This window comes from Comamonas sp. A23, from assembly GCF_004522605.1.
In the GTDB taxonomy this organism is placed as follows: Bacteria; Pseudomonadota; Gammaproteobacteria; order Burkholderiales; family Burkholderiaceae_C; genus Comamonas; species Comamonas thiooxydans.
The window spans coordinates 64,572-83,342 of the sequence record NZ_RSDT01000007.1; the positions used below are offsets into that span (position 1 = coordinate 64,572).

25 protein-coding genes are annotated in these 18,771 nt (G+C 60.6%); all 25 read right to left on the reverse strand.

Translation table 11 applies throughout. The features are described 5' to 3' along the window. Positions 1 to 468 carry a hypothetical protein gene (locus EIC84_RS16295; RefSeq protein WP_003069316.1) on the reverse strand — a complete coding sequence of 156 codons (468 nt, stop codon included), beginning with the start codon at positions 466 to 468 and terminating at the stop codon, positions 1 to 3. After that, the gene (locus tag EIC84_RS16300; RefSeq protein ID WP_003069314.1) at positions 469 to 3,024 is read right to left on the reverse strand and encodes a phage tail length tape measure family protein; all 2,556 of its coding nucleotides are present in this window, start codon (positions 3,022 to 3,024) and stop codon (positions 469 to 471) included. Between the two features lie 82 nt (positions 3,025 to 3,106). After that, entirely contained in the window at positions 3,107 to 3,709 is a 603-nt protein-coding gene (locus EIC84_RS16305; RefSeq protein WP_003069312.1) for a hypothetical protein, read from the reverse strand. Between the two features lie 57 nt (positions 3,710 to 3,766). Continuing rightward, positions 3,767 to 3,997: a hypothetical protein gene (locus tag EIC84_RS16310; protein ID WP_003069310.1), complete on the reverse strand. Its 231-nt coding sequence runs from the start codon at positions 3,995 to 3,997 to the stop codon at positions 3,767 to 3,769. After that, positions 3,994 to 4,392 carry a phage tail assembly chaperone family protein, TAC gene (locus EIC84_RS16315; protein WP_003069307.1) on the reverse strand — a complete coding sequence of 133 codons (399 nt, stop codon included), beginning with the start codon at positions 4,390 to 4,392 and terminating at the stop codon, positions 3,994 to 3,996. Before EIC84_RS16315 ends, EIC84_RS16310 begins: the two co-directional genes overlap by 4 nt. Next, positions 4,389 to 4,895 carry a phage tail tube protein gene (locus EIC84_RS16320; protein ID WP_003069305.1) on the reverse strand — a complete coding sequence of 169 codons (507 nt, stop codon included), beginning with the start codon at positions 4,893 to 4,895 and terminating at the stop codon, positions 4,389 to 4,391. Before EIC84_RS16320 ends, EIC84_RS16315 begins: the two co-directional genes overlap by 4 nt. A 62-nt stretch (positions 4,896 to 4,957) precedes the next feature. Beyond that, positions 4,958 to 5,347 carry a DUF3168 domain-containing protein gene (locus EIC84_RS16325; RefSeq protein WP_003069304.1) on the reverse strand — a complete coding sequence of 130 codons (390 nt, stop codon included), beginning with the start codon at positions 5,345 to 5,347 and terminating at the stop codon, positions 4,958 to 4,960. Next, positions 5,344 to 5,814 (reverse strand): HK97-gp10 family putative phage morphogenesis protein, encoded by a 471-nt coding sequence (locus tag EIC84_RS16330; RefSeq protein WP_003069302.1) that lies wholly within the window; start codon positions 5,812 to 5,814, stop codon positions 5,344 to 5,346. The genes EIC84_RS16325 and EIC84_RS16330 overlap by 4 nt, the downstream gene beginning before the upstream one ends. Beyond that, positions 5,807 to 6,145, reverse strand: coding sequence for a phage head closure protein (locus tag EIC84_RS16335; protein ID WP_003069300.1), 339 nt, complete (start codon positions 6,143 to 6,145; stop codon positions 5,807 to 5,809). The genes EIC84_RS16330 and EIC84_RS16335 overlap by 8 nt, the downstream gene beginning before the upstream one ends. After that, positions 6,142 to 6,333: a hypothetical protein gene (locus EIC84_RS16340; RefSeq protein ID WP_131361380.1), complete on the reverse strand. Its 192-nt coding sequence runs from the start codon at positions 6,331 to 6,333 to the stop codon at positions 6,142 to 6,144. The genes EIC84_RS16335 and EIC84_RS16340 overlap by 4 nt, the downstream gene beginning before the upstream one ends. Positions 6,334 to 6,396: 63 nt before the next feature. Continuing rightward, positions 6,397 to 6,744, reverse strand: coding sequence for a head-tail connector protein (locus tag EIC84_RS16345; protein WP_003069296.1), 348 nt, complete (start codon positions 6,742 to 6,744; stop codon positions 6,397 to 6,399). A gap of 1 nt (position 6,745) precedes the next feature. Continuing rightward, positions 6,746 to 7,060 carry a hypothetical protein gene (locus EIC84_RS26005; RefSeq protein WP_167599008.1) on the reverse strand — a complete coding sequence of 105 codons (315 nt, stop codon included), beginning with the start codon at positions 7,058 to 7,060 and terminating at the stop codon, positions 6,746 to 6,748. A gap of 56 nt (positions 7,061 to 7,116) precedes the next feature. Continuing rightward, positions 7,117 to 8,481: a phage major capsid protein gene (locus EIC84_RS16350; protein ID WP_003069292.1), complete on the reverse strand. Its 1,365-nt coding sequence runs from the start codon at positions 8,479 to 8,481 to the stop codon at positions 7,117 to 7,119. Between the two features lie 11 nt (positions 8,482 to 8,492). Continuing rightward, positions 8,493 to 9,371 carry a head maturation protease, ClpP-related gene (locus EIC84_RS16355; RefSeq protein WP_003069290.1) on the reverse strand — a complete coding sequence of 293 codons (879 nt, stop codon included), beginning with the start codon at positions 9,369 to 9,371 and terminating at the stop codon, positions 8,493 to 8,495. Positions 9,372 to 9,376: 5 nt separating this feature from the next. Then, complete coding sequence (locus EIC84_RS16360; protein ID WP_003069288.1) at positions 9,377 to 10,672, reverse strand: phage portal protein; 1,296 nt, start codon at positions 10,670 to 10,672, stop codon at positions 9,377 to 9,379. A gap of 7 nt (positions 10,673 to 10,679) precedes the next feature. Next, on the reverse strand, positions 10,680 to 12,359 hold the full coding sequence (locus tag EIC84_RS16365; protein ID WP_003069286.1) for a terminase large subunit: 1,680 nt from the start codon (positions 12,357 to 12,359) through the stop codon (positions 10,680 to 10,682). Between the two features lie 26 nt (positions 12,360 to 12,385). Beyond that, positions 12,386 to 12,874 carry a hypothetical protein gene (locus tag EIC84_RS26350; protein WP_003069284.1) on the reverse strand — a complete coding sequence of 163 codons (489 nt, stop codon included), beginning with the start codon at positions 12,872 to 12,874 and terminating at the stop codon, positions 12,386 to 12,388. Between the two features lie 136 nt (positions 12,875 to 13,010). Beyond that, on the reverse strand, positions 13,011 to 13,286 hold the full coding sequence (locus EIC84_RS26010; protein ID WP_003069283.1) for an HNH endonuclease: 276 nt from the start codon (positions 13,284 to 13,286) through the stop codon (positions 13,011 to 13,013). A gap of 223 nt (positions 13,287 to 13,509) precedes the next feature. Beyond that, the gene (locus EIC84_RS16375) at positions 13,510 to 13,935 is read right to left on the reverse strand and encodes a hypothetical protein (RefSeq protein ID WP_003069281.1); all 426 of its coding nucleotides are present in this window, start codon (positions 13,933 to 13,935) and stop codon (positions 13,510 to 13,512) included. A 2-nt stretch (positions 13,936 to 13,937) separates the two neighbouring features. Further along, on the reverse strand, positions 13,938 to 14,282 hold the full coding sequence (locus EIC84_RS16380; RefSeq protein WP_003069279.1) for a hypothetical protein: 345 nt from the start codon (positions 14,280 to 14,282) through the stop codon (positions 13,938 to 13,940). A gap of 372 nt (positions 14,283 to 14,654) precedes the next feature. Further along, on the reverse strand, positions 14,655 to 17,333 hold the full coding sequence (locus tag EIC84_RS16385; RefSeq protein WP_237704508.1) for a VapE domain-containing protein: 2,679 nt from the start codon (positions 17,331 to 17,333) through the stop codon (positions 14,655 to 14,657). A 146-nt stretch (positions 17,334 to 17,479) separates the two neighbouring features. Next, positions 17,480 to 17,773, reverse strand: coding sequence for a hypothetical protein (locus EIC84_RS16390; RefSeq protein ID WP_003069273.1), 294 nt, complete (start codon positions 17,771 to 17,773; stop codon positions 17,480 to 17,482). Next, positions 17,770 to 18,291 carry a phage regulatory CII family protein gene (locus EIC84_RS16395; RefSeq protein WP_003069270.1) on the reverse strand — a complete coding sequence of 174 codons (522 nt, stop codon included), beginning with the start codon at positions 18,289 to 18,291 and terminating at the stop codon, positions 17,770 to 17,772. Before EIC84_RS16395 ends, EIC84_RS16390 begins: the two co-directional genes overlap by 4 nt. Beyond that, entirely contained in the window at positions 18,288 to 18,506 is a 219-nt protein-coding gene (locus tag EIC84_RS16400) for a hypothetical protein (RefSeq protein WP_003069267.1), read from the reverse strand. The genes EIC84_RS16395 and EIC84_RS16400 overlap by 4 nt, the downstream gene beginning before the upstream one ends. Beyond that, positions 18,499 to 18,759: a hypothetical protein gene (locus tag EIC84_RS16405; RefSeq protein WP_205699878.1), complete on the reverse strand. Its 261-nt coding sequence runs from the start codon at positions 18,757 to 18,759 to the stop codon at positions 18,499 to 18,501. The genes EIC84_RS16400 and EIC84_RS16405 overlap by 8 nt, the downstream gene beginning before the upstream one ends. Between the last annotated feature and the right edge of the window lie 12 nt (positions 18,760 to 18,771).

The following is an 18,771-nucleotide window of genomic DNA, read 5'->3' on the forward strand; positions in this document are numbered from 1 at the left end:
CTATCCCTCCGGCCATTCTTGATTGACAGCGCGGTCAATGATGCTGGAGCCGATCACCAGCTCCGGCAGCAAACCCCAGCCAGGCGGCAGCAGCGGCCGCGCCCACACCTCGATTGGAGCGGAGATCTGCCAGCGGTCGATGCCCACCAGGTCGGGGCCTTCATACATGTCCATGAATCGGCACAGCAGCTTTCCCGAACCCATGGGCGTCCTGAGCGGCATGTTGAACCACTGCACACCATCGACCAGTGTTTCAGCAAACCATGACTCAAAGGCCTGCGCCTGCGCCTGCGTCATCAGCCATGCACACGTGTGCACACTGGGCACGCTGGTGAATTTGCGGCGCTGACGCGACCGGCCCGATGCCATGCTGGTGCGCAACAGCGGGCTGGCGTGCCGGGTTGTGTGCCCCTCCCGCAGCACGCAGGGGAAGCCCTGCGGCCAGTCAATGTTTGAAGTGATTGCCATCTATCGTCCTCGGCGCGTAAGCCCGTAAGTTGTCTCCAGCGCAGTTGCTTCCTCGCCGCCGTTGCGGATATTGCGAACAAACACATTCGTGCTGTAGCTTCCATCAGCGTTTTGCGTCTGCTCGATCTGGCCGGCCTTGCTGGAGTCCTCGATCACATTCACGATGGGTGCCTGGCCGCGCAGCTCGGTTGCATAGTCGCGACGCACTGCCGGAGGCGCTGCAGAGCCAACCACGCCACCAGCCGAATAGCCAGTGTGCAGAGAGCGGCGGAATGCCTCGAAAGCTCCAGGACCACCCAGCGCGCGCATGTCCTCTTGGGACAGCACACCCTCGCCCGCGTGCACGATGCCAGCCGGCTGATACTTGCCACCCGGGCCGGTGTAGCCGCCGTCCCAGAAGCCCGCCGTGACCGATTTGATGTTGGACAGAATCGTGCCCATGTAGCCCGCAGCAGATGCCGCAGCCGCAAGGTTTGCTGGGAACGGGAGCGCCATTGCGTTGCTGATGGCATTGCTGAGCCCTATGCTGGCTTGAGCAATGGCAAACGCTTTAGACACAGCGAACAAGGCCTTGTATGCCCCTGTCGCTTCTCCCTGCGCGCCCTTCATCGACTCCGCCAACGAGGCAAAACCAGTCTCTGCGGTGCTGAGCATGAGCAGGTTGCGAGCTGTGTCAATCTGGTTCATTCGCGCCGCATGCTCACGGGCCAGATCCTCCTCAAGAAGGTACTGCTCAGCGACGTACTCCAGGCGACCGCTATAGGCCTCCTGCAAACGTAGCATCTGCGCCGCATACCGCTCGTTCTCAGACTTCTCCTCGGCAATGTATCGATCAGGCTGAAAGTCAAACATGCCGCCCGCCAAGGGCCGCACGTCGCCACGAATCCATTTGTCAACATCTCCGGACATGCCAAAGACATTCTCACGCGCCTGCTTCATGGCACGCTCATACGTCTGGGCATTGATGACGCCACCCTCCATCAGCTTGTTGATGCGGGCATAGTCATCCTGCAGTTGCTCCAGCGGTGTGCGTACCTGCTCCGTGAGCTGCAGGCCCTCTTGCTGCAGTTGCTTGCGCTCCTTTTCAGCCTCGATGCCGGATTTCGCAAAGTCGGCAATGACAGCCAGGCGCTCCGCCTCATCTGCCTGCGCCTGAGAGCTGAAGCGCACATTTCCTTCACGTACGTCATACAACAGCTTCTCCAACGCCGTCATCTCTTTGACTTGCGAGGCTTGCTCCTGGAGCTTGCGCAGATATCGCTCAGCTGCTTCGGCGTCCTTGTCCGCGCGCCCGTTTCCCGACTTCTTACCGCCAGAACCATCCTTGAGATTGACAGGTCCTTGCGTTCGGGGCTTCAGGTCCGGCGCCACCAGCGGATCAACTGCTGCCACAGTCGCAGCGGTATTAGCCCAACTCTTAAGAGTGTCAGATGCTCCCGCTGCCCGCTTCATTGCCGCATCGACAAGCTTGCGTGTATTGGCGACCGAACGCTGCAGAATTACATTGGATGGATCCCGCTTCAGTGCCTCCTGGTGCCTTTCAAGCTGGTCGCCCAGGCGCTTTACTTCTGCCCCGGCCGCTTCGGCCTCCGACTTCATCTTGCCGAACACGTCGGTGCCTGTCAGAGCACCTATTTTGTCGGCTGTATTAATGAAGGCCACGATGTTTGCCGTGGCTTGGATCACCATATTGGTCAGAGACACAACCCAACCGACGATGGCCTCAAAGGCCGCCTTGGTGGTGTTGGAGCCGAGCGTATTTGTCAGCTCGTTGAGAGATTTCTTCGCCCCATCAAGACTTCCGCCTTCACCAGTCATGAGTCCGTTGAGGGCATTTCTCAAACCATCGACAGCGCCACCGAAGGTATCGCGAGCAGCCTCTGCCGCACCCCCGTAAGTTTCCTCAAGCGCATTCAATACAATCTGCTGGGCTTCAGCGATGCGGCCGGTTTGCTCCAGCTTCTCGGCAGCCTCGATCTGCGACTCGGAGAACTTGAAGCCCTGACGCGCCAGGCTGGCCATGCCCACGCTTGGAATGTCCAAAGCACGGCCAACCGTCTCAGCCGCGGACTTCATGTCAGCACCGGTGCGGACGGAAAAATTCGCCGCCTGCTTGAGCGCCTGAGGCAGTTGATCGCCCACGATGTTGGTGAAGCCAAGCAGCACCGTTTGCGCCTGGTTGAATTCTCCAGCCGACTTGGTGGTGATGCTCTCCATCGCGCCAGCCATCTCATTCAGCCGATCCTGAGAATAACCAGCCTGGTTTCCTGTTGCCTTGAGCGCTGCGGCCAGCAAAGCCTGCTCTTGCTCGGCATTCCTGGATTCCGTCAGTACTTTGCTGAAGACGCTACCGACTGTGATGCCCGCAATGCCCGCAGTGATAGCAGCACCGATACCGGTCCAGGCCTTTTCTACAGCTTCGGAGCGCTCTTTCATCTTGCGCTCCATCTCGCGGGACTTCTGATCTGCCACCCGCTCGGCTTTGGTCATGCCTTCGGTAAATCCGCCGATCTTGGCAATCAGATCGATAGTGAGTGTGCCAAGTTGACGTGCCATTTCTGAATCGCCTCAAAAAAATCCGCTGAATTACGGACACAAAAAAACCGCCTTGCGGCGGTTCTCTATCGAATATGGCTATTTACAGGCAGTCTCGCAATTTTCGAGCGACTGCTCTCATTGCATCAATCGCCTCTTCTGGCTTTGCAGAAGACCATGCTCCCAGCTTGTGGTATCCGGTATTTGCGGCCACACCGGTGTCAAGCTGAACTGTGTTGAGGTTGTCAAACTTAACCTGCAGAGCATTCCCAACCAGATCCGCAGATAGCGTGAACCTGATATTTCTTTGCGTCATGGCGGCCATCCCGCTACCTTGATAGGTCTCGGAGCCTTCGGCAACCACTGAACGCTTATCGTCTGAGACGAACTTGATAACCGATCCACCGGCACCGGTCTGCGCTGTTGGCGTCGCATACATTCGACCGGTGTAAGGACCAATCGTTGTAGCCGTGCCAGTGAGCGTCACCCCATGATTCACAACCACCTGGGAAACACACCTGGAAAGAGACTCAGCCTTTGCATCGCTCTTGAGGCTGAGCTTTTCCTGATAACTTGCGACAAAGGCATTCCCACTGGTATCTCTTTCAATCTGCACCCCCGGTACGGAAGCCAATTGTTGAGAAACCTCATTGGTCGCACATCCCGCTAAAACGACCGCACCAGCCAAGGCAAGAGCCAACTTCATATTCCCTCCTGATATTTGCCAAGGATGGTAGCAAACCTATTAAACGGGAATTGCTGATCATTGCCACTCGCGCATTGCTTCCTCAAGGGTGATGACTGCCGCCTGCGCTCCCTTTCGTTGAGGCAAGAAGTCCTCAAACCGGGGGGCCTGGCTGCTTTTCTTGCGCGCCACCGTCTGGCTGACGGTGTGGGCGACAGTTGCGGCCGCGCGCTCGATATGAGTTTGGAGATGCAGCGAACCGTATTTCTCACGAAACGCCAGCCACGACTGCACCTCATCAAAGCTCAAGCGGTCTTTTGCCTCCGCGATGGTTTTGCCGCCGATGCCGGCGAGGACGAGCTCGTGCCAGAACTCATCGGCGGCTGTGAGTTTTTTGGAGCATTGACCTCATTGATGGCCATCACCATGGCCCAAGCCAGGGCCGGGGTGAGGCTGTACGCCTGGTCATAGGTCAGTTGCTCTTTGCCGCCATCGAGGCGCACGCTGAGGCTGATCATCTTTGCACCCTTGCTGCGGTCAGGAGCAGCATTGCCGATCTCCTGCTCGATCACACCAAAGGGCTGACGGACGATCCAGATGTCGCCCGCCTGCTCAGAGCCATCAGGCGCTTTCCACTTGATGGGCTTTTTCACCGGTGCGGCATCCACAAAGCCGCCGTTCTTTTGCAGGTCAGCGAGCTTCATGGCGTGGGCACCTTCACGACCCACACGGGCTTGGTGGCGCGCTTGATGGTGATGGCCCCCTGAATAGGTTCACCACCGACTTCAAAGCCCGCGAAGTTGAAGCGCTTGATGTGCCCCTGGAATACGTTCCAGGTCCGGGACGTGGGCAGCTCAAACTCCATCGTGCCGCCGGACTTGAGCGTGGCAGGCGCTGTGCCGTCAGACCAGCCCAATGCCCACAGCAGACGCTCACCAGTGTCAGACAGCTGGTGCAGGCGCACGTGGCCAGGATTCTGAGGATTGATGCGGACGGTAACAGCGGACTCACCAGGAGTGTTCAGCCCGGGAATGGTGGTGTGGTTGTCACGCTCTTCGAGGCATGTGTCCTCCAGATCGTCACGCTCGTCTTCGCCAAAATCAACGGAGATCGCGCAATCCACTTTGATGACCTCAAATTCGGTCGGCGCGTCTTTTTTGGGCGCAAGCGCAAATAGCTCGGAGCCCTGCGGGAGGATGCGGTCCATGGCAAGTCCTTTCAAGAAACAGAGAGGGCCGCTCTAGGCGGCCCATATGGGTGATCAGTGCATCAGCGGCTTAACTGCCAGTCGGCGTCAAAGCTGATGCGATAAATCTTGGTGTCGGAATCACGAGGATGCCGACGCCAGGCCGTGATGTAGCAGTCCAGCTCAATCGCATCCCGCAACGCCGTGGCGGCCTCCTCGACCATCCTTTGCGCCTGGGCGCTGTCTGCGGCTTTCGCCCAGACATCAATCTGCGTTGTGGTGCGATCAACCGTGGGCCGTCCGGCCAGGTGGTTGTATGGAGCACCGCTGACCTCGATCCAGGTCACATAGGGATAGACAACAGGCTGATCGCTGTTCTCACCCCAAGGGTAGATGCGGGGCTCTGGCGAGCCCAGCACGGCCAGCACAGAGGGCGAGAGCTTGGCCAGGCGGTAGAGCGGCGGCGCACTCATTTCATACGCCTCACCAGCCTGGTGATGGCCTTGTCCAGCTCGGTGCCAAACAAGGCAATGGCCGCCTCTGCCTGCTGCTCTGCCGCCGGCCGCAAGAACGGCTGCGGCTTCGCTTGCTCCGTGCCCAGCTCCAACAGGTGCCAGTGCGGCGTGTTGCCCTTGGGGCCTTCATCAGGGTTGCCCTTGGGAATGCGCCCCTTTTCCGTCCCCACGCCGACCGAGATCATCACGTCCCCGGTGCGCTTGGAGTAGCGGGAGCGAAAGCGCTGAATGATGTTGTCCGCAATCTTTCGCCCTGTGGCTTTGTCATCCAGCCAGATCGCATTCGTCTGAGCCTGGCCGCGCACAAGAGTGGCGGCCTTGCCCAATGCCGAACGCGCGGGCTTCTTTCGCAGCTCCACAGGCAAGGCCTGCAAGCGCTTGGAGACCTCATCAAATCCGGTCAGCTTGAACTGGATATCAGCCATCGTTGACTCCCTCGCTTACTGGATGTGTCTGGTACTCAAGGCCGCTGACCGGGTCTGGCAGCACGCCCTCGATGTTGTAGATACGATTGACGTGCACGAAACGCATGGCTGCGGTGACACGGGAATCCCGTCGCGTGACGATGCGCGCCGTGACTTTGGACTGACTGGTGGCAGCTGCGATGAACTCCCGGGCAGAGAGCGGCTCTACACTCGCCCAGAGCTTGGTCACCTCCACCCAGCCCAGATCAATCACAGCGCCCGAGTCAGGATCGCGGCCCGTCTGACGAGACTGCAAGCTGACCAGGTGACGCAGTTTTCCGGCGGCGATCACAGCAAGCTCCCGTCCAGCATGCGCGGCTGGGCATCCTCTTGCGCATCATCAGCCATCTGATCCAGCAGGCAGGCTATGCCCTCGGTCAGCTCCTGCATCGCCTGAGTCTGTCGATTCAGGGCCTCGGCCACTGCCAGGTTGCTCTGGATCAGACGGTGCATGTCCGAGGATTTTCTTCGCTCGCTCATAAGCCAGCTCCTTCATTGTTTGCAGCCACAGGCGGCGCTCTTCGCAGGAACTGCAGGCCATGGTCAGGCCCCCATGCGCCGCAGCGGGAGTAAGCACGCCTTGGCGCCAGTCGGCAATTGGGTCGCAATGGTTCCCGTGATGACCTCCTCACGGTTGGCGTACAGATCGCCAAGGAGCAGAAGGATTCCGGCCCGCACCATATCGGTGGCCACCATCGGGCAAGGTCCTGGATCGCCAGCTGCGACCGCTGCATCCATATCAGCCTTGGTTGCATACACAGCTCGGTCCAAGAAGGACACGGCCATCTCAGTTGCAGCATTCAGCTTGAGTTGGATGCCCGCATCCTCGTCATTACCGATCACGCGCAGATGGAGCTTTGCCTGCTCCATGGTGACGAGTTCTGCGGCCATGCTACTTGTTGCCCCTCTTACCGCCTGCAGGCTTCTCGGCCTGGACAGCCGGGGCTGTGGATTCAGGCGCATCAGCTGCAGCGGGCGCTTCGGGCGCTTCGGGCGCTTCGGGCGCTTCGGGCGCTTCGGGCGCTTCGGGCGCTTCGGGCTTCAGCGTACCTGCAGATTGGCCTGTGCCGCCCTCACCTTCAATCTCGATCAAGCCCTTGGCCTGGAGCTGAGCGGCATGCATTTCGCTGACCGAAAACACATCACCAGGCTTTTTGCTGCCGTTGTGCTCAAAGCCCGCCACAGCCTTCACAGTTACTTGTTTCATGAAACTCTCCTGTACTTGTGAGCAGTGCACACGTGTGCACTGCTCTACCGCTTCAATCAGGGGGTGGGAGTGGGACCAACGCCCGTGAAGTTGCCCTTGATGAAAGCCTCGGGGCGGAAGACCGTCAGGCCGACGCGCTCTTCGGCCAGGACGGTGACCATGTTCTTGACGAAGTTGTCGCCGTCCTGGTTGCTCACAGAGACGTTCGCGTCTTCACGGTCCCAGCCCTGAGCGCCCAGTGCAAAAGCCCCGGTCAGGAATTCGTTCTTGGTCATGCTCTGCGAGGAGACCACGGGGCGGCCCCACAGACCAGGCACGGCCAGACCGTGCGGCGTAGCGAACAGGTAGGCGTTGTCCTTGGTCTTGGTCAGCTCGATCTGGGTCCAGTCGATGGGGTTGAGCACGATACCGTCGGCGGTGTACTCGGCCAGCTCCGCCTGCAGCATCGCGATGCGCAGACGGTCCAGCATGGTTTCATCCTGCACGACGACGCCCGGATTCGAGTAAGCCGAAGCCTGGGTCCAGATGCCATTGATGTTCAGGCCGACACCGGAGCCCTTGAGCAGTTGAGCCTCTTCTTTCAGCTTCAGGCCGTAGATCAGGCGCCCATCGATATAGGCCTGGAGCATGGGCACGTCAGACAGGACCTGCTTGGAAGCCTTGATCCAGTGAGCGATGGTCGCCACCTTGGACGAATCCATCTCGAAAACAATATCAGACTGAGGCTTCGGATTGGTCGGGTTCTCGGCAACGACATCGGCGTTGTTCGTGAAGCCTGTTTCACGAACATATTCAACATCGGGAGAGGCTGTAGTACCCCAGTTCAGCAGATCGCGAACAAACAGTCGCTGCTGAGGAGGAGCCACGATGCCAGGCACGCGAGTAGGCTGAATCAGGCTACCCGCAGAGTCTGGAGCACCAGACACCGCGTTATGGATAGAGCCGATCTTGACCGCAACAGCACCGCGAAACTCGGGGTTGAAGCTCATCAACGCTTCGTTGTTGACGACCTTCTCGCCCAGAGTCTGAGGGCGGCCAGCACCGCCGCCACCATTTTCCAGACTGGCAAGCGCTTGCTCAGCGGCCTGCAGTCGGGCTTGCAAAGAGCCCTGCTCCACCAGCATCTTGTCCACGCTGGCCTTGGTTTCGGCCGTCATGGTGCCGTGATTTTTCAGCTCCTTCTGGGTTGTTTCCGCGTAGGCCTTGAGCTGGTCGCCCACGCTTTTCAGGTCCGCCTGGACCTGCTTGTATTCCTGCTCCACGCTGACCGAGCCGGCAAAGCCGAGCATCGACAGGCCTGCGAAGACATCGGGGTGAGCAGCGATGAAGCCGGGAACATCCACGCCAGCAGCCTGAGCGGCCACAGATGCGACGGTGAGTGCGGCGAGGACCGCGACGGAGATAAAACGAGACTTTTTCACGGTAGTACCTTTCAGAGTGAAGCGAAGCAATTGGCAAGAGAACCCGACAGTGCGGACGCTCCACCGGTGGCAAAAGCAGCTGTTGGGGAGCCGCGCTCGGTGGGATCTCCCTCACCGCTGCCGGCGGGGTCACCCACGCCGGACTTGAACTCGCTGATGAGGCGCATGGCCTCAGACTTGGGCAGGCCGCTGGCGCGCAGAGCTGCCTCCAGCCGGCGGGCGGCATTGGCTTGAGCCTTGGCACCGCCCTGGCTGACCTGGTCGGATGGCAGCAGCTCATCGGCAAAGCCCTGGTCTATGGCGCTGCTGCCACCGATCCAGGACTCCGCGTCCATGAGCTTGCCCATGGCTTTCACATCAGCGCCGGTGCGTGCCGCATAGATATCGGCCAGGGCCGAATCGAATGGCTCCAGCCAGTCGGCCAGTTCTCGGTAATCGTTGCGATTGCCTGCCGCCACGGTCCAGACGTTGTGCACCATGAAGAAGCCGGCCCGTGCAATCTGCACGGTGTCGCCGGCCATGGCGATGATGCTGGCGGCCGACGCGGCCAGGCCCAGCACCTTGACCGTCACTTCGCCCTGGTGCTCGCGCAGCAGGTTGTAGATGGCCAAGCCCTCGAAGACATCGCCGCCGGGGCTGTTGACGTTCACGGTGACAGGGCCAGCACCAAGGGAGCGGAGCGCCCCGGCGATTCGCCGTGCTGTCACGCCATCGCCCGTCCAGTAGTCATATCCGATGACGTCATAGATGCTGATGCTGCGATCCTCACCTTCATCAACCGCAGCCTGCACGCCAGGATTCCAGCGGTCGAATGCACGGGGAAGGATTTCGCTGCGCACGCCGGCGCTCGGGCGGCCCGTTGGGGCGCCCGGAAGGGATTTCATGCTCATGGTGTTTAGCCTTTCAGGGGCTCAGGTTCAGCAGCCAGCAGCTGCCGTAGCAGCGCCACCGCCTGCGCATCAGGGTTGACTTGGCCAAGGCCGTCCAGGGTCGTCATGGCTGACTGCACGGTCAGCACGGCGGCATTGCCGCCCATCGGCTCACGGTCCTCCAGCGCCCGGACCTCATCGCGGGTCAGGATGCCGTTGTTGACCATGGCCGTGTAGAAGGCAGCACGCGCCGCACTGTCGCCGCGCAGCAAGCCCTCCACGGCAAACTTGGCGTAGTAGCGCAAGCGCTCAGCGGGGTTGAGTAGGTCCTTGCTGATCGACTGCTCGATGCGGCGCAACCAGGGCGCCAGCGTGAAGACCAGGAAGGCAATCATTTGCTGCTCGATGCCACTGCCCCAGCTGGTCGTCTTTTCGGTATGACCGACCATCCAGGGAGGCACGCGGAACCATCGGCAGATTTCCTCAACACTCCAGCCCCGAGACTCCAGCAGCTGGACATCCTTGGGACTGATACTCAGCGCCTTGGCTTCGATGCCGCCCTCCAGAAGTGGCGTCTTGCCCTGGTCTATCAGACCCATGACGTTCTCGCGGAACTCCTCCCGCTTCTTCTCATTGAGCCACTCCTTGATGGAGTAGTAGAGGTTCTGCAGGGCACCATTGCGAAACGCCCGACTGGCTGCGCGCTCTGCAGCGCCTGCCTGGCCGAACACCGCTGAGCCGTAGTGCACCACGCTGACGCCGTTTTCACCGTCCAGCGAGAAACCAGGCACCGTCCACACCTTGCTGGCTGGAATCAGCCGCTGCCGGTTCCTCTTGTCCCTGTAGCGCCATTCGGTGACGACGTTCCCATCCTTTCGGTTTGGCGCTAGGCGGTCAGGGTCGAGGTACACCAGACCAACCAGGCGGCCGTTGAACTCAAGGCGCTCGGCCCGGCCAGCACCGCGCAGCAGCATGGCGGCCACCATGGCTTCCCAGAAAACGGCCGCCGTCGCATCCGGGTTCGGCATGTCGTGCACGATCAGGTGCAGCGGATGCTGGGGAGCGACACGCTTTCCCTTGCTGTCCTTCTCATAGATGCTGAGTGGCAGCGTGGCAATCGTCTCGGCAATCAGCCGCACGCAGGACCAGACAGCCGAGAGCTGCAGCATCGTGCGCGGGCTGACAGTCATGCCTGTATCGAGATCCACGCCGAAGATGGCCGCCGTGCCTGGTGCGTCGCTGATGCTCACGGACTTGCCCAGCAGCGCATCGACAGCAGCGCGAACGCGGCCATGCCGCCGCTGATGCAGTTGTGATTTCATTGATCGCTCATTTCGTTGTTGGGCTGGAGAAGAAGCCTTCCTCGTCCCCGCTGTCGTCAGGTGCAGCCATGCGCCCAAGGGCCATCACTGCGGCCACGATGCCGTCAATGCGGCCGTTTTCCTTGCTGGCCTTTTTGTTAGGCCGGTAGTTGCCGTTGGTATCGAACAGCAGCGATACATTGCCCGCGCAGTAGCGCAGCACCGGATTACCGCCATGGGCGAGCAGACCGCCATAGACCAGACGCTCAAGCTCTTTGCTACCCGGCCCCATGCCGCCTGTGTTCTGCGGGATGTTGACCATGGGAAGGTCTTCAGCCAGCAGATCGTTGACCAGCTGTTGGGCGTTCCAATCGTCAAAGCCGAGCTGCTCTATCTCGTAGTCCTTGCCGGCCTGCACGACCACGTCATGCACCGCGTCGTAGTCGGTGACGTTGCCGGGCGTCACAGTGAGCCAACCTTCTTCAGCCCACTGCTTGTACGCGGCCTCGTCCTCTTCTTCATGCTCCAGCTTGGACTCTGGAACCCAGAACCACGCCAGGATGTGCACCGTGGTTTCGCCTTCGAGAGGCGGGAACACCAGCACGAACGCAGTCAGGTCGCGCACGCTGGCAAGGTCCAAGCCACCGAAGCAGCGCCGGCCCTTGAGCATTTCGCGATTGAAGGGCTTGCCGCCCTTGTCCCATACCTGGATGTCAAACCAGCCCTCGGCGTTGTTGCACCAGATGTTCAAGTCCTTGGTCAGGAAGTTGGCGCGGGCACCGGGCAGCGCCTTGGCCTTGCGAGCCTGCGTGCGCATGTAGTCCCACATCTTGCTGCGACCCAGACCAGGATTCGCCTTCGGCCAGTTGCGCTCGTCGTAGTAGTCGTCTCCCGCGTCCAGCGTGTAGATGTAGCCGAACATGGAGTCGTCCAGCCGGCGCCCTTCCAGCACGCCCACCAGGTAGGTGCGGATCTCCACGCAGATGCCGTTGAGAATGAACCCTGCCGTGGTGATCGCCGACAGCAGAGGATCTTCCCGTGCACCCAGCGCGGACTCCATCACGTCCCACACCTCGCGCGTGGCCGCAGCGTGCAGCTCGTCATACAGGATGGCGTAAGGGTTCAGACCGTCCAGGTGCTCGGCATTCGCAGGCAGAGGGGCAAAGACATTGCTGTCGCCACACTGCACCTTCTCTTGGTTCAGGCCCTCGAAGACCTTGAAGGAACGTTTCGCGCCAGGACTGCGACGGCACCAGCGTTTGATGTTGTCGAACGCAGGCTTGAACACTGTCATGGCCTGGGCGCGTGTGGTTGCTACCGCATAGACCTCCGCACCACCCTGGCCTGCCATCGAGAACAGGTAAGCGCCTTGCGGCCCCTTCCAGGTGCTCTTGCCATTCTTGCGCGCCACCTCCTCATAGGCCCGCGTGAACCTGCGCAGCAGAGATCCCGCGCGCCGCCAGCCGTACAGCACAGCCGTCCAGAACTTCTGCCATGGGTCCAGCAGGATAGGCTTGCCCGCCAGTGGCCCCTTGATGTGAACAAAGAATTTCTCGATGTACTGGATGGCATGCCACCCGAAGTCAGGCCGAAACACCAGTCCACGCGCGCCCGCCTCTTTCAGGTCACGGTAGTGCCGCAGCACAGCCAGGTAGGTGTATTTGCCGGTCGCAATTTCATTGCGTAGGACCGGCAAGCCATAGTCCACGTCCCACTGCTGCAGCTGCTCCGGGATCAGTGCATCGACTTGTCGCCGGGTAAGTTGGTAGCGTGGCTTACGAGCGCGCCGAACAGATCGTCCTGCTGCACTCCCGGACCCACGTCCTTGCGCACGCGCGCCAGCGACGGGATTGTCAAACATGCCTTGGGTAGCCACTGGCCGAGCTCCATTTTCAAGCGGGCCTCGTCCTTGGCCCAGGGCATCTCTGTCACCCATCCGGTCTTCGAGGTCTGTGTCCTGCCCCTCTCTTCACACAGCGCACAGGCTTTCAGCCAGTTGGCGAAGGTGCGAACAATGACCGCGATGGGAAGTCCTGCGGTCAGGTGCTCGATGCCGGCACGGCGGAGCGACTCGCAGATGTACTCATAAAGCTGCTGCTCGTCCTCGCTGAGCCTGATCAGCTCCGGCGCAGCAGGAGATTCGATTTTTCCTGGCTGGCCAGCCACGAACCCAGCACCTACAGCTGGGGGCTGGACCGCGAACTCGTCAGCGTTATCTGCCATGACTACTCCACTAAACCCCCGGGGGGTAGTTATTGATTCCCATAAAAGTTCGGCTGGGGGCTCGGTTTCCGGTCGGCCTGGGTCAGACTTTTTTCACCCCCCTCCCCCTGCCCGTGTTTTCAAATGAGAATCCCTCTCATTCGCCTCGATATCCGGCCCATGACCGTTTGACGCCGCGTGCCCGCTCGGCCTTGGACTTGATGTCGTGGCAGTCGTCACATAGGGGCTGCACGTTGTCCTCGGTGTCGGTGCCGCCCTCTTCGAGCGACTGGATGTGGTCGCGCTGGGTTGCCAGCTTGACCACACCTTTGCCCCGACACTCGCGGCACAGCGGCTCGCGTGCGAACAGCTCGGCACGCAGACGTTGCAGCGGCCTGCCCGTGATGCGCTTTGCAGCATTGGGCTTCTTCACCCAGGACTGCTTCGGGTGCTTTGCACATCGGCCCGTGCCATCGCGGACCAACACGCCACAGCCAGGATGTGAGCAGGGACGCGGGGCAGCTGATGGCATGTGGATCTCTCCAGGGTCAAGGCAAAAGAAAACCCCGCACAGCGCAAACTGGCGGGGTTTCCGGGCAAGGACTCAGCGGTTAGGGGCACTGAGCACTAGCTTGCCGCAAATGTACTGCAACTCTCTATGTGGAAAAACTCCCCTGCTGCTGCGCGTGGGGCCGTTTCCGCTCTTTCTCTTGGGCCAAGGCCACGAACCAGGCATCAATGGCACGGTCTGCAGCATCCAGCTGCGCATGCACTGTTGACGGAGCGCGGCCAATCTGGCGGGCGGTGCCCGTCACACCCAGGTCTAGGACATAGATGCAGTGCAGCGTCTGATACAGATGGGACTTGCCACCCTTCAACGACTCCACCGCCTTGTCCGTCTCTTCGGCTTCCAGGTGCAGCACTGGCATGACGGACTCGCGGTTCTTCTGCGGTTGCTCCACGCTGGCGCCCCACAGGGCCAGGATGTTCTGCGACGGAAAGCCCAGTCCATTGTTGTCACGCCGTGCCCGCCACAGCGCCCAGTTGTCCAGGCGGCGCTTGATGTGCTCGATCCGCGCCATGGTCAGGAGCCCCCCAGATCACCGTGGCCGGCGATCATGCACACGTGTGCACAACCGAATCGGGACATCAGGCGCGATACCTCAACCGCTCGCTTGAACTGTGTGAACGGTGCACCCGCCACATGCCCAGCCTCGCAGGCCCAGAACTGATCGGGCAGGCCAATCAAGCCCAAGCGCACGATGCGCCACACATTCGAGTCCTTCTCTGCATACCGGCAAATGGTCTTGTAAACCTCGGGCATCGAATTCTTGATGCGCTGCTGCCCCTGCTCAATCAACCACTTCTCATGATCAGACCACTGGCCCTGACCACCCACTTTGACTGATGCCCTAACATCTTTGTTCATCTGTTCACCCTGTTCAGTTAATTGATAAGAGGGAATTGCGGATTTGCCCGAGCGCACGCGCGCCTGTGCCTATGCGCCCCGGCATGCGCTTGTCTCAGTCATCCAGGGTGAACAGTCATCAACTAGGCAATGCAGCAGCTTCAACCCCAAAAGAGAGGGGTAGTGATTGCTATATGGCACTAGGCAAACGCCTGAACAGCCTGAACAACTGAACAGAATCAACTCATAGGCGCATGGCAGCCCATCCCCGCCACTGCACCGCAGGCCGGGTGCACCATCGCCCAGGCCACCACGTGGACGCGAATCTCGCCTCCAGCCACGTGGGCAGTGCAGCGCGATTCAGGCGCTGCCACCATGTCAATAGAAAAGGGGTTAGAACGGCTCATCGTCTCCGTCCATAGGCCCATAGCCGCCGCCACCCGCTGCGCCAATGCCAGCAGGTAGAGGTGGGGCCTCAAAGGTGGTTGTTGCGCTGCCAGGCGCGGCTTCTGGCGAAGCAGTCACGTCCGATTGCTGCGTCCATGACGCAGATGCGGAGTCCTCTTCTGCCGGCGGCCACACATCGGGCCGGAAGTACACACCCGACTCCAACTGGCCGTTGACGCGCTGGCGGCCTTTGAACTGCCAGCCATTGCTTTCAAGCCAGGCCTCGATCTGCCCCTTCAGGACAGAGGTAGCCTTGCCAATGTCAACGCCCAAGGCCTTGATCAAGGTGTTGATGGCGATACGTTCGGCATCGCTGTTGATGAATCGCGCATCTGCAGTGGCAGGACGGGTCAGCAGCTTAAACAGCTCGGCATCGACGGCAGACTCTTGCTGACGGCTTTCCTGCATAGGCACAAACAGGCGCTCTTCTTCCTCTTCGGTCGGCGTGTAGCGAACGCCTCCCTGCTGATACAGCGCATAGGCCTCGGCCATCAGCTGGTCACGCCACTTCTCAATCCATTCGGTCTTGATCTTGTGGCGCACCGGCACAGGCCAGAAGCGCCGATTACCCGTGCGGTCGCGCAGATACTTCTTATCGTTGGTCGATCCCACCAGCACACACTGCCGCGGGAACTCCTGCGCCTGGTCGCCATAGGCCACCCGGTAGTTGTCCACCATCGACGACACAAAGGCCTTGATGTCATTCACGTCCGCCTTGGAGAAGCTGGACATTTCCTGGATCTCATACAGCCACTTGCCGCGCACCTGTTCATAGGCTTCCTTGCCCCTGCTCAGGTCAAACTTGGTGTCACTGAACCATTCAGGCCGGCCCGCCAGCAAGCGTCCCAGCGTGGACTTGCGCAGGCCGCCCTTGCCCTCTAGCACTGGCATATAGTCAAACTTGCAGCCGGGCTCCATCACCCGCCACACCATGCCCATCACCCAGTAGCGGCCAACAAGCGCCAGGTATTCGTCCATCGGCGCCTTCAGCGTCTCGGGAGACTCACCCAACACATGGATCAGCCACTTGTCCAGGCGCGGCTTGCCGTCCCACTCCAGGCCAGCCAGCCATTCACGCACCGGGTGATAGCGCTCCGTATAGGCCACCGTGGCAATGCCGTCCTTGATGTTCTGCGTAGAGACATCGCCCACGCGATACACATCATTCAGATACATGCCCAGCAGCAAAGTGCTATCGGCCTCAAGCCCGCCCGTCTTGGCATGCGGCCATGGCCATGCCTTGCGCACACTGGTGCTCTTGCTCAGCTCATTGAATGCAACGCAGCCCTTGAGCTTGGGATCGTTCTGCAAGGCCGCCACCACCAGGCTGCGGCGCAGATCCCAGCGGTACTTCTTGCGGTCGTAGAACTGCCACAGCCAGTCCAGGTCGTCAGGGTCACCCGAGGGCGGACTAGACCCGCCGCCGTCCGTGCCAACGGGGGAATCGCGTTTTGGGGGCTTACCGCCGCTGCCAGCAGCTGCCGCAGGGGCATCAGCCTGAGCAGGCGCGTCTGCAGACGCATCAACGGCAGGCAAAGGCTGCGCGCGGCCGAAGAAGGCCAGCACTTCCTCACCCGTCCAGCCTTCATCCTTGATGGCGTCCTTGCAGTCCCACCCGCTGGGCTTCTCGCCTGGCGCAGGAATGGGCAAAAGATGCACCGCGCAGCCATGTTCAGCCTGCAGATGCGCGCCAATGCCCAGCATCGCTCCCATGCTGGGCTGCCTCTTCTCAGGAAGGATCGGCTTGGTGGCCTGCAGCGCCGCCTTTGCTTCTGCGTCATCCTTTACGGTAGCCAACTCAGCCTTGGTCAACTTTTCCCGATGACCATCGCAGTCTGGCCACAGCAGCACCGTAGCCCCGGCGAGCCAATCCCAGCCCGACTTCTTCCAGGCATTGCTGCCGCCGGGCCAACTAGCCACGCAATAAATTCCAGGTGCGACCGTATCCAGCAAGAGCTGCAGCACATCTGCTTTGAGTTCCCCCTCAACCAGAATGACCGTGCGCCCATTGGGCAGCGCGTGGCTGGGGAAATACAGCGGCCGAGGTTCGGCCCAGGTCTTCCACTTCCAGGCCCGGCTGTTATCACGTGCGCTCTGACAGAAGGTATAAGGAAGCGTGATCTTGTCGCCGGTGCTCTTGCGATAGCGCATCACATAGCCATGCAACTCGTCACCCACACGGTACTCTGCCGTGTGCTGCAGGTCTTCCGGCTTGCGGTCGTAATGCGCAAAGGTCGGCTGCTGGGCGTTATCGGGCACTGGGCGCAACGTGCTCCACTGCTCTTGTTCACGGGTTGCATCGGGCTTGGGTGCAGGGGCCGGACGGGGGGTTGTGGCAGGCACCACAGGTGCGCCGCTGGCCTGCTTCACCAGCCCTGCCACGCTCTCCAGCCCCTCTTCTCGCGCCAGTTGCACTGCGGCCTTGGCCATGCTCAAGTCATGAATAGCCGCATACAGGCTGAGCAAGTCATGGCCCTCTTCACCGGTGGCAAAGTCTTTCCACTTACCGGTCTTGATATTGATGCTGCAGCTATTCCCGGCCTCACCAGCCAGGCTGCCGCACACCCACTCATTACGCTCACGACGCCCGTGCTCCAACCATTTAAGCAGCAACGTCTCAGCCATTGGCAACAGCGCTGCTGCCAAAGCACCAAACTGAATGGGTGGCAAAGGTTCACGGTGCTGGTTCATGCAGCACCCCCTTGCCATCCCTGATAGAACATCGACACGCCGGCGTCCCTAACACCAGCGACGTGCACTACAACCATCCCTTACCCCCAGAGCTGCATGGCCTGTGACAGGCCGACGAAATCCGCCTCATTGGCGGCATTAACTTGATGTGGCAGTGCGTACTCGGCTGCCGGTCGATTACGTCCAGGCACCTTGCGCTGCCCACAAATCACAAGACGGCCATAGCGCTTCATCTTTGGCACCAAAGTGCGAGCTGCATCCAGGCCCACCTGCGCCTGTGCTGCGATCTCACGCAACGTTGCACCGCGCCCTGCAGCCGCCAGATGCTCAACGGCCTGCAGCAAGGCCAGGCTGATTTCTCCTGCGGGTCTCATGGCTGCACCTCCAGGCCCGCAGCACGGCGGGCATTGCGCACAGTGCGATACAGCAGCTCGATCTCTGCCATGGCCTGCTGCTCGATAGCCTCAGCCTCGGACTTCGAGATCCGCTTGTCGTCAGTGGCTTTCATGACCAGCTCAGTCAACTGGCCGCCCTGCACGTTCAACTGCAGCGCCTTTTCGCGGATGGCCGATGCCTCGCATGCCCAACCGCCAGCAGGAGGCGGAGGGAGTTCCATCGTGACCAAGCCGAACTGGCTATTCAGCGCCTTGAGCCAGTCTCTCCAACCAGGCTCACGGATTTCCTGCATCCATTCGGTCAGCAGCTCGGCCATCTCCATGGTCAGGCTCTCTCCATCAGCAGCACGCAGCCGGCGGCGAAGATCTTCACGATGGATTGACTTCTCACGCCTGTCAGTAAGGTATGCAGCTGCAGCCGCGACGCCGCCATTGGCCTTGCGCACCGAGTTGTAGAAAACATCGCGCCAGTCGATGCTGGAGTAACGCCGCGTCATTGGCCTTCCCCTTGAATGGCTGAGATTTCAGCGTTGATCAGGGAAATGCCGCCAGCGACACTGCCCCCATGAATAAAGAAGCCCACCGCCCGCAGCACAACAAGCCGCACACACCTGCCCGCGTGTGCAGCACCTTGATAGAGCGAAGAGACAAGACGCCCGGCAGCTGTACAGCTCCGATCTGGGCGGTGGGTGAAAGTCAGGCCGTCAGCCATGGGCCGACTCCTGCGAAGAACACTGTTGGCCGTTGGCTTCAGCCACCTGCTCCATGTCACGCGCATGGAAGTGATCAAGCAGCGGCTGGATCGTGTTCACGCGCGGATCTGGCCGGCCGCCATAGAAGAATTTGCGAATGAAGCTCACCTTGACCCCTGTATCAAGGGCCAGCTGCTCAAAGCCAGCCGTACCGACTTCGGTCAGCTTTTGATGGAGATATTCAGTGATTGGGACGTTCATTAATAAACCCATAGACCGATTTCG